This window comes from Microbacterium sp., from assembly GCF_051953575.1.
In the GTDB taxonomy this organism is placed as follows: domain Bacteria; phylum Actinomycetota; class Actinomycetes; order Actinomycetales; family Microbacteriaceae; genus Microbacterium.
The window spans coordinates 1-14430 of the sequence record NZ_JBQCIP010000248.1 but is presented as its reverse complement, the minus strand read 5'-3'; the positions used below and the strand labels follow the sequence as shown (position 1 = coordinate 14430).

Below are 14430 nucleotides of genomic sequence, written 5' to 3'. Positions count from 1 at the left end.
GTCACGACGCTCCGGCCGCGAGGAGCGCTCGCTGTTCCGGCGTGGCCCGCTCCAGATACCAGTCAGCGACACGAGTGGGGTCGATCTTGCAATCAAGTACGAGCGGCCCGCGTCCATCTGTCACCCAGCGATCCACGACCTCCAGGTCGGAGAGGGATCGGATCGTGGCAGCCTCTGCTCCGAGGCCCCGGGCGACGGCAGCGAAATCAATGTCTTCGAATTGCGCGCTGGCGGGCGGCAGGCCGAAGCGGTTCAGTTCATGCACCTCCATGCCGAACGCTGCATCGTTCATGATGCAAAGAAGCATGCGAGCGTTGTAGCGGCATGCGGTGTCGAGTTCACCGATGCTCATAGCAGCGCCTCCGTCGCCTGCAACCACCACCGATATCGCGTCTCGTCGCGCGATCGCCGCCCCCACGCCCGAGGCGATGCTCAGTCCCATGGACAGGAATGCCTGCGAGAAGACGTTGGAACGTGCGCCATCCGGTTCGATGTGCCGGATCGGAAAGCCGAAGAAGTGGCCGCTGTCGACGCTGAGTGTGCGCGTTCGCGGCAGGGCCTCGGCCAGGTGGCGGCATACCTCTTCTGCGTCCACCCTGCCGGCCGCCGGAGCCGGACGCGGCGAGCCCGACCCAATCCGGCCCCACGGGCCGCTCTCCTTGCCATTGCGGAGTTTGGACCCGATCAGGTCGGCGACCTGCCTCGCGTCGCCTGCGATCTTGACTGTCGACTCCTTACCCTGCGCGAGCGCCTCTCTGGAGAGGTCGCACCGGACGAAGGCAGTTGTTGTGTCGAAGAGGCGCCCGTGCCGAAGCGTCCACTGATTCAAGCTGGCGCCGAACACAGCGACGACGTCCGCCTTGCTGAGAACCTCGGCCGCTTCCGGGCTAGCGAATCCGCCACAGACGCCGAGGTTGCGCGGGTCGCCGGCGAACATGCCGTGAGCCATGGCGGTCGTTGCGAGCATGGCTCCCGTGGCGTCTGCCAAGCGTTGGAGGGCCACGTCCGCATCAGCCACGACCGCGCCTCTTCCCGCCAGAATCAAGGGTCTCTTGGCTGCAGCCAGGAGCGTGGCAGCGGCGGTGATTGCGTCCTGACGCGGGAGAGGCGGATCGGCAATGGCGGGAAGGGCCGGATGCTCAGCCGACGCCGAGAGCTCGACGACCACCGGCTGGTGAGCGGTGCGCGCAAAGGTGAAGATGGCCTCCAGAGAGTCTTCGACATCGTTGCGGCACAGTCGGACGTAGTGAATCCCGACGGACCTCACGAGTTCTTCCTGCTCCAGGAATTGGGTGTCGTGAGGAGACGGTGCGCGCTCGCCGACAAACAACACCAAGGGGGTTGAACTCTTCCGGCACTCGACGAGGGCGGTGATCCCGTTTGCCAGCCCCGCGCCGCGGGAGACGGTCGCGACTCCGATCCGCCCGGTCACTCGCGCCCAGCCGTCTGCGGCGGCGACCACACCATTTTCGTGCCGCCCCGCGACATATGCCACGTCAAGATCGCCGAGCGCCAGGATCAGGTGCAGGTTGCCGACTCCCATAAGGCCGAACACCGGGGGGGATCCGTGTGCGGCCAGCCATTCCGCGGTATCGATCTGCAGTTGTGTGCTCGTCACTTCGGCCATGGAATCCCTTCACAAGCTCGTCATCGATGCTCGAGTTCTGGGAGCGGCCTGCTCGGTGACCGCCGCTCGCCTCTGTGCCGAGGTCGTTCTCGGCAACGGCGTCCTCGAATCTGTCGATCCTCGGGTCAGATCTTCACCACCGCTGCCCAGTTCGCGGTGGCGAGGATCACGTCGCAAGGAGCATGGCACAGCGAATCTTGAAGGTCAACCAGTTGCATCTCAAATGATGTGAAGGTTGACAGTGGGGTTTTGAAGTCATTACGCTCGCGGGAAGCCAGAAGCGTGGCACGGCGTGCCGGATACAGAGTCACGTGCACATCGAGGGAGATCGTGGATGCTCGAGGTACGCAACGTATCGAAAACGTTTGAGGGGCGGTCGGGTACGGTCCGCGCTCTCGGGGACATTACGTTCACCGTTGAGCAGGGGCAATTCATCTGCATCGTGGGTCCGTCCGGGTGCGGAAAGACCACACTGCTAAGGAGCCTCGCGGGGCTTCAGTCGGTATCCGGTGGCAGCGTGAGGCTCGATGGCGAGCTCGTCAGCAGGCCGCCCGAAAGCATGGCTATCGTCTTTCAGGACTACCGCGCCTCATTGATGCCGTGGCTGACCGTTCGCAAGAACATCCTGCTGCCTCTGCGGCGCAAGAAGCTATCGTCCTCGGAACGACAGCGGTTGATCGAGGAATCGGCTGCTTCCGTTGGCCTCGCGGACTTCCTGGACCACTACCCCTGGCAGCTTTCCGGCGGCATGCAGCAAAGGGTGGCCATCGCTCGCGCGATCGCATATCGTCCTCAGATCATGCTCATGGATGAACCTTTCGCCTCCGTGGACGCGCAGACGCGTGCGGATCTCGAGGACCTCGTTCTGCGCATTCGACGGCAGTTCAAGATGACCATCGTGCTTGTGACTCACGATGTCGACGAAGCGGTTTACCTCGCCGAGCGCGTGGTAGTCCTCAGCAGTCGCCCGAGCCGGGTTGTGGAAGAGGTCGTCGTGAACCTTCCGGAGGAGCGCGATCAGATCACGACCAAGGAACTGCCGGAATTTGGCCACCTGAGGGCGCACGTTTTCCGTGCCGTGAAAGGCGTCGCAGTCCCGACGGCGGCGACGAACCTGGGGGCGGCGTCGTGATTCGACCACTTGCCCATCGCGGTTCGCTTCGCGGGGGAACGGGAGCACCCCGTTGAGCCGTCGGCTCCCGCGCCTGCAAGAGCTTGCGCCTCTGATCCGGTTCCAGGCGCCAACCTGGAGCCAGGAGCGCAGGCTCGCAGCATCCGTCACCATCCATGATCTTCGAAGCATGGCTGAGCGCCGCACACCGCGGGCGCCGTTCGACTACGCGGATGGCGGGGCAGACGAGGAGATCGCTCTTCGCCGGTCGCGTTCCGCGTTCGCGGACGTGATCTTCCATCCGCGAGTGCTGAACGACGTCGCAACCGTCGACACCACGCGGTCGGTGCTGGGCAAGCCGGTCTCTCTTCCATTCGGAATTGCCCCGACCGGGTTCACCCGCATGATGCACGCGGAAGGGGAGTTGGCAGGTGCGGCGGCAGCCGCGGCCGCCGGCATTCCGTTCACCCTCTCCACGATGGGGACTGCATCCATCGAGGAGGTGGCAGCCCGGTCGCGGCAGGTCGACCCAAACGCCAGGACGTGGTTCCAACTCTACGTATGGAAAGATCGCGAGTGCTCCGCCGAACTGATCCGGCGCGCGGCCGCGGCCGGCATGGAGACTCTCGTCGTGACTGTGGACGTGCCAGTCGGAGGTCGCCGGCTGCGGGACGTCCGGAACGGGATGACGGTGCCGCCGTCGCTGACACCTCGAACCGTCATCGATACGGCGCTTCACCCCGCCTGGTGGTTTGACTTTCTGACCACCGAACCACTCAGCTTCTCGTCTCTGGACAAATCCTCGGGAAGCATCAAAGAACTGTTCGAGAAGATGTTCGACCCATCGGTGACGATCGCCGATCTCGCCTGGATCCGCAGCGAGTGGCCAGGAACGATCGTGGTGAAAGGCGTGCAGACCGCAGCTGACGCGGTTCGAGTGGCCGACGCCGGAGTGGACGCCATCGTGCTCTCGAATCACGGAGGGCGCCAGCTCGACCGAGCTCCTACCCCGCTGGACATTCTGCCCGGCGTCGTCCGCGCGCTCGAGCACGTACCCGTACGACCCGAGATCTGGCTTGACTCGGGCATCATGTCCGGAGGTGACATCGTTGCAGCATTGGCACTCGGTGCGAACTTCACATTCATCGGTCGGGCTTATCTTTATGGCCTCATGGCGGGCGGTCGGGCAGGAGTCGATCGATCCATCGCCATACTCCGGAGTGAGATAGAGCGGTCGATGCGACTCCTCGGAGTCGCGCACCTGGACGACGTGACGCCCGAGCACGTCTCGCGACGTTCAGTCCCGACCCTCGTGGGAGCAATCGAGCGCTGATCGTCCGGACGATGCCACCCCTTTCATGCACGCGGCTCTTGCGGCGAGTGCTGGTCGTGGCCCGGTGCCAAGGAGAATCGTTCCTGATAGAGATGCTCCACGCTGCCACCGTGGCACGGGATTCGTGACAAGGCATGCTCATGCCGTCCGCACGACGGGAAGCCGAGTAGCGGGCTTCGTCGGCACGCCCATCCACTGTGCTGCGGCTGCTAGGGAGTTGGTCCTGAAGCGCTGGCGGCGACTCCCTGGCGGAACTGATCTCGCGGCGCGTCTATGTCCTGCACGTCGCGCGCCGAACCACTTCCATCTGGCATATGCCGAGGAGGCGATCGCCCGAAACGCGGCTCGTTCGACGGAGGGCACAGCCAATCCGATTCGGCGCCCGATTGGCGTGGACGCGGAGCAAGTGCGACACGTCCGCGACGAAGCCTGCCGGTGAGCCCGATTGCCGACCACCGTGCCACTTGCTCCCATCCCCGCCCGCGGCTCTGAGGGTTGACTGGCGCAACACCGACCGAGTTTGCAGCCGTTAGTGGGCCGATATTGTCCGAACGCTCGCCCCCGGCAGGACGGCGTCCACCCATCGCCCGCTTTGGGATGGCTGAGCGGCGAGCGGCCACCGGGGTTGTCCAGGGAATCGCCGGTGGGGAGCGACCCGACGATCCAGCTCAAGTTGCGGCAGGACGGTGGGCGTTTCGGCAGCGCCTCCGGCTGGGCTTGGCCGCGCCGACCAACTATTACCGCTATGCGGTATTCAATCCGCCGTGGACGGACAGCGCCACGTTGCTACGAAGGTCGTCGATTGTCCTCTCACTTGAGCGGTGCTTCTCGGGCGATCCTCTGAAGGATCCGGTGTGCCAGGCGCATGAACTGCGCGGTGGCTGGGGAGATGGCGCCGCCCTTGCGCGTCACGAACGCGTAGTGCTCCACGATCGGCGGGTCCAGCGGCGCCCACGACAGCCCACGCGCCCGCATGAACTGGCGCCCGACGTGGAATGAGACGAGCGAGTCGCCGACACCCCGCGCCGCGAGCTCGAGCGCGTGGGTCTGGAACTCGACCTCGACGATCGGGTGGATGACGGCGCCCTCGCGCTGGGCCCGCTCGGTGAGCGAGACGCGCAGCGGGTCGTCGTGCGACCAGCGTGCCTCTGACAGGATGAGCGGCCGCGACGCGAGGGTCGCGATGTCGATGGGTCCGCTCGCGTGCTCCGGGTTGCGCGAGACGTACACCGCCTGATCGCGGAAGACCGAGGGCGTCAGCTCGAGTTCCCGATCGTCCACGGGCAGCTGAACGAGCCCCGCCTCGAGGTGCCCGTCACGCACCTCGTCGGCCACCTCCGACGAGTTGAGCCCCACCACCTGGATGCGCACCGACGGGTGCAGCTCGTGAAACTCCCGGATCAGATCGGTGAGCAGATACAAGTGCGCGCTGTTGAAGGTGCCGAACGAGACCGTGCCCTCCTCGAGCGATCGCAGACGCTTGCTCCAGTCGGCGAGTTCGCGGGCATCGCTCAAGGTGCGTTCCGCGAGCGGCAGCAGCTGCTTGCCGGCATCGGTCAGCAGCAGCCGTCGAGACGTGCGCGTCAAGACTGGGTTCCCAACAGCGAACAACGCATCGAAAGGCCGGAACTCACATGCAGGACCCTCAGCAAACCGTCGTCGTCACGGGAGCAGCATCCGGGATGGGACTGTCCACTGTCCAGACGTTCCTGCGCTCCGGATGGAAGGTCGTCGGCCTACCGCGGGAGCGCGGTCGCTCGTGATCTGCGCCGGGGGCGAGCGGGCGTGATCGGGCTGTACCTCCCCGTGGATGTGGGGATTTTCGAGTACTACATGCGCTTCGTGTTCGGTGCAACAGCGCGCGCCCGCGACGAGGGATTCGCGCTGACGATCCTGTTGGCTGGACGGGACGCCGTCTCTCAGCAGGAAAACCTGGACGGGGTTCTCATCGTCGATCCTCTGGCCGGCGACGATGGCGTGGCCGCCCTGCTGTCGCACGGTGCACCTGTTGTCAGCAGCGAGCATCCGCCCGATCTCGACGGCGGATCCGCGATCGTGGTAGAGCCCGATCACCGCGCGATCATGTTCGCACTCCTGGATCATCTCGCCGACCGTGGTGCGCGTCGTCCCGCGTTCATCGGCGCCGGCGACACGTCGACATGGGGGCGTCGTATCGCTGCCGAGTATCTGACGTGGTGCGGTCTGCGTCGCGTCGAGCCGGTTCTTCACCAGACGTCGTTCACGGCGTCGGCTGAAACTATCGGCGGAATCGCCGATGACCTCCTCCGGAGGACTGAGCCCCCGGACGCCATACTCACTGCGCCCGACGGGGCAGCGCTAGGAGTGTTGGACGCGGCCCGTTCGCACGGACTGGAGGTAGGAAGGAATCTTCTCGTGGCCGCCGCAGTCGACAGCACAGCGTTCAAATTCGTCGAGCCCGGCATTACTGCAGTCGACCTCCACCCCAGCGCACTCGGGGCTCGCTGTGCACAGCTGCTTCTGGACTGGGTGGACACGGGGGTCCGCCCGAATGATGCTGAGCCGGTGCCATTTGAACTCATCGTGCGGGGGAGCACACGCGGGGCCGAGTAGCTAACGCGGGCACGCGAAGCGGGCGCCCGGACATCCGCCAGGCCCGGCTCCGGACATGCGCAGGCCGCCGCGGTCTGGGTCTACGCCGCTGTCGGCCTCGAGGCCCTCGCGCCCCTCACGCGCATCACCCCGATCGAAGGAGACCAGCCATGACCGAAACCGTCTCTGACGTGAAGCTCGGAGCAGCACTCGACAGCTGGCGTGAATTACAGGTCCATCTCGAGGCTGGCGGCCGCAGTGCGGCAATGAAGATCCAAACGAGGGTCGAGGAAGCCCCGATGCGCTGATTCTGCTTCATGTCAGCCAAGATCGCGTGTGCCTCGGCCGTGGCTTGCCATCTCGCCTTCGGTGACCAAGCCCAACTCACCTCAGCCCAGATGCTTCTCCGAGCTATTGGTTTTCGACCCAGGCAGAGAGTGTGGTGACGGCTTTGCGGCCTTCGCTGGTGAGGACGTGGCGGTAGGGGTCGGATGCTTCGGGGCTGCCGTGCCCACTCACGCCGGCGGCGGCAGCCCAGGGGATACCGGCGTGCTCGGACAGGGTGACGTAGGTGTGCCTGAGCCAGTGGGTCGTCGCGGGGGGCTCGTCGATCCCCGCTTGGGTCAGCACGGTGCGGAGGTGGTCGTTGTCGTCGGTGTTGGTCTTCGGCGCCCCGTTCGCGCGATGCCACACCAGCCCGTACGGGTTTGGCCCATCGTCGCTGCGGCGGAGCTTTTGGAGTTGCTGGACGGCGGCGGGGGTGAGGGGGATCTGTCGGGGTGTGTCGTTCTTGGGGCGGACCAGCACGAGCCGCCCCTCCAGCGGGACGGCTTCGAGGGAGTCGGAGATCTCCAGGATGCGCCGCGGGCAGTTCCCGGCCCGTTTTTTCCCGCAGGTGCCGTTACAGCCGTGTCGGAAAGAGGCTTCGGTGAGTGACCAGGACAGTTCCGCGACGGCGCGGTCGAAGTCGATGTCTTCCCACCGCAGCGCCATGGCCTCGCCGCTGCGCAGCCCGGTCAGCAGCCCGAGCGTGACCCGAGCATCCTCGACCCGGAGGAGCGCTTTGGCCTGTTCGCGGGTGAACGAGTCCTTCGCCTTCCCCACCCGTCCCCGCCGCGGCGGGCCGAGCATCGCGACGTTCTCACCGGAGAGGACCCGTTCTGATTTCGCGTATTCGAGCATGGTGACCAGGGTGCGGTGAGCGCTCGCGACGCTGGCATACCCGGCACCCGACGCGCGGATCGCGGCGTGCATCCGCCGCACGTCCGCCGGCGTCAACTCCGAGACCACGCGGCGGCCGAGGGCGGGGAGGATCTTGGTGCGTACGTTGGAGCGGTAGTTGGTGAGGGTCTTCGGCTTCGCGCGATCCGCCACATCGGCCAGCCATACCTCGGCCAGCTCGGCGACCCGGGTGGACCGATCCATCACCATGCCCAGCGAGTCGCGCTCTCGGAGCATGGCGTTGAGCTTCTTGACCGCCTCGTCCTTGCTCTTGGACATCCGGGCCTTCTGCACCCGCTTCCCGGTGACCTCGTCGAAGCCGACATCGAGCACCGCGCGCCACATCTTGCGGGACTCCACCCAGTACAGGGCGCCCTGCCCGTGCTCACGCGACTTAGGCATGACCGTCACGATAACAACGGTGTACACAAGGGTGTACACATGAGGGTGGTGTCACAGCACGCGCTATGGGAAATCGACCGGCGGAGATCCGCGGAAAATCGATGCTCATCGAAGGCATCGAGACCGTGGCCGTTGCTTGGGAAGCAGAAGTTCTGCCATTGAACTACAGCCCCGAGGAGCGGAGCATCGTCTGCTCCAGCTGACAATCTACACGACCCGGCTCGCGGATCCGCAGACCGTTCCGCGGCGCAGAGCCGGGGGACGCAGCGTGGGTGATCCTGAGGGATGCGGCCCGACTCCGGAGGGCGGGGTCTTGCGGGCGCGTCCGCGTCGGCGCTAGTCTGCGGCTGTTAGCGCTAAACGTGAGCGCTAACACGCGATGCGGGACGGCGATGTCGGTGCACGAATCCGGCTGTCGGCGGCCCCGACCCGGTTGATCCACGCGGAGTGGCGCGGATCGTCAGGGTCGGGCGGAGGACACCTGCGGCGTGAGCGCCGGCGGTGTGCTGCGCAGTGCATCCGCGCGCCGTACGGCGCGCTTCGTCTGAACCACCTCGGATCGACCGGTCCGAACGAAGGGATCGCAATGAACAAGCGCTCGGGTACCGCCAAGCGCGTGGTGTCGCTCCTGACCGTCGGCGCCCTCCTCGGGGCCGGCATGCTCGCGGGAACGACCGCGGCCAGCGGCCAGGAGCCGACTCCGCCAGACGCGTCGTACACGTCGACCGATGCGGGCGACGGCACCTACACCGTGCCGCTGCTCAACTCCGACGTGCCTGACGTGAGCGTCACCATGGTGCCGGCCGCCGAGAACGACGAGCACCGCGACACGTACTACATGATCTCGACGACCATGCACCTGAGCCCTGGCGCGCCGATCATGAAGTCGTACGACCTCGTCAACTGGGAGACGGTCAACTACGTCTACGACCGCCTCAGCATCGGCGACGCGCTGTCGCTGCGCAACGGCAAGGAGTCGTACGGCCAGGGGCAGTGGGCGTCGTCGATCCGGTACCACGACGGGCGGTTCTACGTCCTGTTCAACACGAACAACGTCAACGGCGCCTACCTCTTCACGACCGACGACATCGACCACGGCGCCTGGCAGAAGACCGCGCTCGGACGCGGGTTCCACGACCCCTCGCTCTTCTTCGACACGGACGGCACCGCGTACATCTTCTACGGTTCGGGATCGACCAGCGCGGTGAAGCTGAGCGCCGACCTCAAGACGGTCGTCGCAGAGTATCCGTCGATCTTCTCGGCCGCCGACTACGCGGGACGGCCGTACATCGGCGGTCTGTTCGAGGGCGCCCAGGTCTACAAGATCGGCGAGTACTACTACGTGTTCATCATCACGTGGCCGAGCGGGGGCAACCGCCAGGAGGTCGTGTTCCGCTCCAAGTACCTGCTCGGAAAGCACCAGGCACCGGGTGGCGCCAACACCTACGAGGCCCGCAGCGCGCTCGACTCCAACGGCTTCGCACAGGGCGGGCTCGTGGAGATCACTCACGAGGGCGCCGCATCCGACTGGTACGGCTTCTTCTTCCGCGACACCTACCCCGTCGGGCGGATCCCGGCCCTGATCCCCGCGACCTGGACTGACGGGTGGCCGACGTTCGGGAACAACGGCGTCGTGCCGTACGGCGGCACGTTCGAGAAGCCGATCCGACTCACGCCCGACCAGGAGAACCTCGAGCGGCAGAAGTCGATCGTCGCGTCCGACGACTTCGACAACGACGCGCCGCACCGCGCCTACATGGACGAGGAGTGGGACATCCCTGCCTCGCCGGGCATCGACCCGACGCTGCTCGGCACGAACCTTCTGCAGAACCCGGGCTTCGAGGACGCCACGGTGGCCCCGTGGGGGACGCAGTACGGCGCGACGGTGACGCGCGACACCAGCGGCCCCGCCACCGGAACGGCGGCGCTGCTCGTGTCGAACCGCACGCTCAACGGCTCCGCACCGAACCAGTTCCTCCAGAACACGCTGCAGAAGGGCGTGACGTACACGCTGTCGGCGAAGGTCAAGCACCCGCACACCTCGGCGATCACGTTCAACCTGTGCCTGGATTTCGGCGCCCCCGTGAACCTGCAGTGCGCCTCGGGCGGATCCGTGCCGCCGAACACATGGACGACGATCACGCGGACGTACACGGTCCCCGACAACGCGGTGCTCTCGAACGTCAAGTTCGCCCTCGAGACGCCGTGGGGCAGCCCGCAGCCGGTCACCTCGTCGGTCTCGTACCTCGTCGACGACGCCTCGGTCGTCGGCCAGGTGCCGACCACCGAGGTCCCGAACGCCGACGAGATCGCCTTCAACGGCTCGACCCTCGACACGGCCTGGCAGTGGAACCACAACCCCGACAACCGCTACTGGTCGCTCACCGACCGCGACGGCTGGCTCCGCCTGACGGCAGGCAAGGTCGTGACGGGCGGCTACACCTACGCGAAGCTGTCGACCAAGGACGAGCTGACGTGGTTCGAAGAGGCGCGCAACACGCTCTCGCAGCGGACGTTCGGCCCGAAGCAGTCGGTCGAGACCAGGCTCGACGTGTCGGCGATGAAGGACGGCGACGTCGCCGGGCTGGCGGCGTACGCGCGCAGCTTCGCCTACGCAGCGGTGAAGAAGGTCGGCGGCGAGTACACCCTCGGGATCGTCTACCGCGGGCAGCCCTTCACAGCGGCCATCGACCAGGCCGGTGTCGAGGCCTTCGTCCCGGGGTCGACGGTCGCACTGGGTGCGAACCGCGACGTGTACCTCAAGGCCGATCTCGACTTCGCATCGAACAGCGGGCAGCTCTGGATCCGGTACTACTACAGCCTCGATGGCGCCACGTGGTCGCAGCTGGGCCAGCGCACCGGTCCGCTCACGATGGACTGGAGCCTCTCGCACTTCATGGGCTACCGGGTCGGCCTGTTCACCTACGCCACGCAGTCCGCGGGCGGCTCGGTCGACGTCGACTACTACAGCCTGAGCGATGTGCTGACGGCGGACGGCGCATCGCTGTCGACGGCGGAGCTGGATGCCGCGATCGCGCGGGCGTCGGGCCTCGACGAGGCCGACTATCCCGCGGCGGCATGGACGGCGTTCACGTCCGCGTACTCCAAGGCCGTGGCGGCGAAGGCGAAGGGGTTCTCGACGCAGAACCAGATCGACGCGCCGGCGCGGGCGCTGTCCCGCCAGCTGGCGGAGCTTGCGCTGGTCAAGGCGGCCCCGGCGATCGATGCGACGGCGACGACGGCATGGCGCTGCGTCGCCGGCAAGTCGGTGCTCACCGTCACCGTCGCCAACGGCGACGACGTCCCGGTCAAGGTCGACATCACCACAGCGTTCGGTGCGAAGTCCATCGCCGCCGTCGCGCCGGGCAAGAGCGTGTCGCAGGCGTTCACGACTCGGCAGAAGTCCGTCGAGGCGGGGGCTGCGAGCGTGACGGCGTCGGCCACCGTCTCGGGTGAGACGGTGTCGAGCACGCTCGACGCGCCCTACCCGGCCAGCACCTGTCAGTGACACCCGCTCCCGCCCTCGGCCCGCGTTGCGGGTCGAGGGCGGGCACCACTCGGCGAGCCCGCCGAATCCCTCCTCAGCCCGATCAGAGAAGTGAGTGTGAGATATGCAGAGAACCAGATCGAAGACGTCGCTGCGTGCCATCGTCGGCACGCTCGTCGTCGCCCTGGCACTGAGCGGCGGATCCCTTGTCGCCGCAGCGGCCGAAGGCGACCCCGTCGAGCACCTGACGAACGGGAACATCGAGAGCGGCACCGGCTCGTGGTTCGCCAAGGGCGCGACGGCGAACCTCTCGCTCGGCTACTCGACGCGCCACGGGGGCGCGATGTCGTTGAAGGTCAACGCGCGCACGGCGAACACCGACGGCGCTTACCAGAATGTGGGCCGGCTCGTCGCAGGCGAGTCGTACACGACCTCCGCCTGGGTGCACTTCCGTGACGCCGGCGATCCGACGGTCGCGTTCGCGCTCACCCTGAGCGACGCCGCAGGGCACTCGGTCACGGTCGCGCAGGCCCCGGTGGCCAAGGGCAGCACGGCGGACACCCTGCTGTTCACCCAGATCGCCGGCACCTTCACCGCGCCGACGACCGACTTCGACCTCAAGACCGCTCGCCTGGCCGTCGAGACCGTCGGCGCGACGGTCGTTCCCGACATCTACTTCGTGGACGACGTGTCGCTCGTGGGCAAGGTGGCGCCGAAGCCGCCCCGCCCGGTCGGCACGGCGGACGCCGCCAAGGCGATCGGTTCGTCGAACCCGCTCATGGACTACGAGTACGGAGCCGATCCGTTCGTCATGGAGTACGACGGCCGCGTCTACGTGTACATGACCTCGGACGCCTACCGGCTGAGCTCCACGGGCAAGGCGGAGTACGCGTACGAGACGAATGCCGACGGTGACATCGTCGACAACTCGTACGGGCAGATCAAGACGATCACGGTGATCTCGTCGGGCGACATGGTGAACTGGACCAACCACGGCCAGATCAAGGTCGCTGGCAGGAACAACGGGTTCGGCGTCTCGTCCTGGGCGAGCAACTCGTGGGCTCCGTCGGCCGCGCACAAGACGATCAACGGCGTCGAGCGCTTCTTCCTCTACTACGCCAACAGCGCCGGCGGCATCGGCGTGCTGACGTCGAGCACCCCGGTGGGTCCGTGGACCGACCCGATGAACGGCGCCGCCCTGGTCTCTTCGAGCACGCCGGGGGTCAACAACCTCGCGGGCGCGAACAACGTCGTGTGGCTCTTCGATCCGGCCGTCCTCGTGGACGACGACGGATCGGCGTACCTCTACTTCGGCGGCGGCGTGCCGACGGGGCAGAGCGACTGGCCCAAGACCGGACGCGTCATCAAGCTGGGCGCCGACATGGTGAGCGTGGAGGGTAGCGCTGCGCTGGTCGATGCGCCCGCGCTGTTCGAGGACTCCGGCATCCACAAGTTCAACGGCAAGTACTACTACAGCTACTGCACGAACTTCACTGCGCGCCCGAACGGGCTGCTGATCGACGGCGTCACCCGCACCGTCGGCACCGGCAACATCGCCTACATGGTGTCGGATTCGCCGATGGGCCCGTTCACCTACGTGGATCAGATCATGCCCAACCCGGCGAACTTCTTCGGCGTCGGCGGGAACAACCATCACGCGATCTTCGAGTTCAAGGATCAGTGGTACGTGGCCTACCACGCGCAGACGGTCTTCAAGGAGTTCGTCGACAACGGTCAGTTCAGCGGGGTCAAGGGCTACCGCTCCACTCACATCGACAAGGTCTCGATCGCCGCGGACGGCAAGATCAGCCCGATCACGATGACCATGGCCGGAGTCGACCAGGTCGCCGACCTGGACCCGTACGAGCGGATCGAGTCCGAGACGATCGCCTGGGACTCGGGCCTGCGCGATCCGTACACCCCGACGACCGGCATCCGCACCGAGTTCCTCGGCACGACCAACGACCAGGGCATGAAGCTGACGAACCTCAATGGCGGCGAGTGGACGGCCCTGTCGAACGTCGCGTTCGGAACGGAGGGCGCGGCCTCGGTGTCGTTCCACGCGCTTGCGAAAGCCGGCGGGCAGATCGAGGTGCGCCTCGACTCGCCGACCGGGCCTGTCGCCGGCACGGTGTCGATCCCCGCAGGAACGGGGACGGAGTACGCCGACTACACGGCGGAGCTGACGGGTGCGGCCGGTACCCACGACGTGTTCTTCACGTACGTCGGCTCGGCCACCGAGGGGCTGTTCGACCTGGACTACCTGGAGTTCGCGCCGGCCGTTGCGGCGGGACTGGCCGACGCGGTCACCGTCACGACGAACGGCCGCTGCGTGGCAGGCAAGTCCTACCTCGTGGTGACGGTGGGCAACGAAAACGACGTGCCCGTCGAGACCACCATCACCACGCCGTACGGAGCGAAGAAGGTGACGGTGCAGCCGGGCAAGACGACGGCGCAGACGTTCGCCACCCGCACGACGGGCTACGCGGCCGGTCACGTGACGCTCGATCTGGCGGCGACCGTCGCCGGCCAGGCGGTCACCGACAGCGTCGACTCGTCGTACACGGCGTACAGCTGCAACTGAGAGCGGGGGATGGGCGCCCCCCCCCGGGGCGGCCACCCACCCCCCGGGGCCGGGGACCCACCCCTAAGCGGGGCCCCGGCGGGGAACGTACCCT

At 66.7% G+C, this 14430-nt stretch carries 10 protein-coding genes; 6 read left to right on the top strand and 4 right to left on the bottom strand.

Features of this window, described 5'->3' with window-relative positions; translation table 11 throughout:
* Position 1: 1 nt before the first annotated feature.
* Together ACTHNQ_RS15270 and ACTHNQ_RS15265 are read right to left on the bottom strand one after the other, a co-directional pair.
* On the bottom strand, positions 2–1627 hold the full coding sequence (locus ACTHNQ_RS15270; RefSeq protein WP_440334725.1) for a thiamine pyrophosphate-binding protein: 1626 nt from the start codon (positions 1625–1627) through the stop codon (positions 2–4).
* Between the two features lie 125 nt (positions 1628–1752).
* Positions 1753–1938 carry a hypothetical protein gene (locus ACTHNQ_RS15265; RefSeq protein WP_440334723.1) on the bottom strand — a complete coding sequence of 62 codons (186 nt, stop codon included), beginning with the start codon at positions 1936–1938 and terminating at the stop codon, positions 1753–1755.
* Positions 1939–1961: 23 nt separating this feature from the next.
* Here ACTHNQ_RS15265 and ACTHNQ_RS15260 point away from each other — a divergent pair, with 23 nt between their 5' ends.
* On the top strand, positions 1962–2759 hold the full coding sequence (locus ACTHNQ_RS15260) for an ABC transporter ATP-binding protein (protein ID WP_440334722.1): 798 nt from the start codon (positions 1962–1964) through the stop codon (positions 2757–2759).
* Between the two features lie 169 nt (positions 2760–2928).
* Positions 2929–4071 carry an alpha-hydroxy acid oxidase gene (locus tag ACTHNQ_RS15255; RefSeq protein WP_440334721.1) on the top strand — a complete coding sequence of 381 codons (1143 nt, stop codon included), beginning with the start codon at positions 2929–2931 and terminating at the stop codon, positions 4069–4071.
* A gap of 810 nt (positions 4072–4881) precedes the next feature.
* Here ACTHNQ_RS15255 and ACTHNQ_RS15250 read toward each other — a convergent pair.
* On the bottom strand, positions 4882–5658 hold the full coding sequence (locus ACTHNQ_RS15250) for a LysR family transcriptional regulator (RefSeq protein ID WP_440334719.1): 777 nt from the start codon (positions 5656–5658) through the stop codon (positions 4882–4884).
* 198 nt (positions 5659–5856) lie between these two features.
* Here ACTHNQ_RS15250 and ACTHNQ_RS15245 point away from each other — a divergent pair, with 198 nt between their 5' ends.
* Together ACTHNQ_RS15245 and ACTHNQ_RS15240 are read left to right on the top strand one after the other, a co-directional pair.
* Positions 5857–6663 (top strand): LacI family DNA-binding transcriptional regulator, encoded by an 807-nt coding sequence (locus ACTHNQ_RS15245; RefSeq protein ID WP_440334717.1) that lies wholly within the window; start codon positions 5857–5859, stop codon positions 6661–6663.
* Between the two features lie 149 nt (positions 6664–6812).
* Positions 6813–6950 carry a hypothetical protein gene (locus ACTHNQ_RS15240; protein ID WP_440334716.1) on the top strand — a complete coding sequence of 46 codons (138 nt, stop codon included), beginning with the start codon at positions 6813–6815 and terminating at the stop codon, positions 6948–6950.
* 103 nt (positions 6951–7053) lie between these two features.
* On the opposite strand, the gene ACTHNQ_RS15235 is transcribed toward ACTHNQ_RS15240, so the two are convergent.
* Positions 7054–8265, bottom strand: coding sequence for a tyrosine-type recombinase/integrase (locus tag ACTHNQ_RS15235; RefSeq protein ID WP_440334714.1), 1212 nt, complete (start codon positions 8263–8265; stop codon positions 7054–7056).
* A gap of 586 nt (positions 8266–8851) precedes the next feature.
* Here ACTHNQ_RS15235 and ACTHNQ_RS15230 point away from each other — a divergent pair.
* Positions 8852–11773 (top strand): family 43 glycosylhydrolase, encoded by a 2922-nt coding sequence (locus ACTHNQ_RS15230; protein ID WP_440334712.1) that lies wholly within the window; start codon positions 8852–8854, stop codon positions 11771–11773.
* A gap of 103 nt (positions 11774–11876) precedes the next feature.
* On the top strand, positions 11877–14336 hold the full coding sequence (locus ACTHNQ_RS15225; RefSeq protein WP_440334711.1) for a family 43 glycosylhydrolase: 2460 nt from the start codon (positions 11877–11879) through the stop codon (positions 14334–14336).
* Positions 14337–14430 lie beyond the last annotated feature (94 nt).

Coding starts and splice junctions, on each gene's coding strand:
- ACTHNQ_RS15260 (WP_440334722.1), top strand. CDS start 1,962: ATGCTCGAGGTACGCAACGTATCGAAAACGTTTGAGGGGCGGTCGGGT.
- ACTHNQ_RS15240 (WP_440334716.1), top strand. CDS start 6,813: ATGACCGAAACCGTCTCTGACGTGAAGCTCGGAGCAGCACTCGACAGC.
- ACTHNQ_RS15225 (WP_440334711.1), top strand. CDS start 11,877: ATGCAGAGAACCAGATCGAAGACGTCGCTGCGTGCCATCGTCGGCACG.
- ACTHNQ_RS15270 (WP_440334725.1), bottom strand. CDS start 1,627: ATGGCCGAAGTGACGAGCACACAACTGCAGATCGATACCGCGGAATGG.
- ACTHNQ_RS15230 (WP_440334712.1), top strand. CDS start 8,852: ATGAACAAGCGCTCGGGTACCGCCAAGCGCGTGGTGTCGCTCCTGACC.
- ACTHNQ_RS15235 (WP_440334714.1), bottom strand. CDS start 8,265: ATGCCTAAGTCGCGTGAGCACGGGCAGGGCGCCCTGTACTGGGTGGAG.
- ACTHNQ_RS15255 (WP_440334721.1), top strand. CDS start 2,929: ATGGCTGAGCGCCGCACACCGCGGGCGCCGTTCGACTACGCGGATGGC.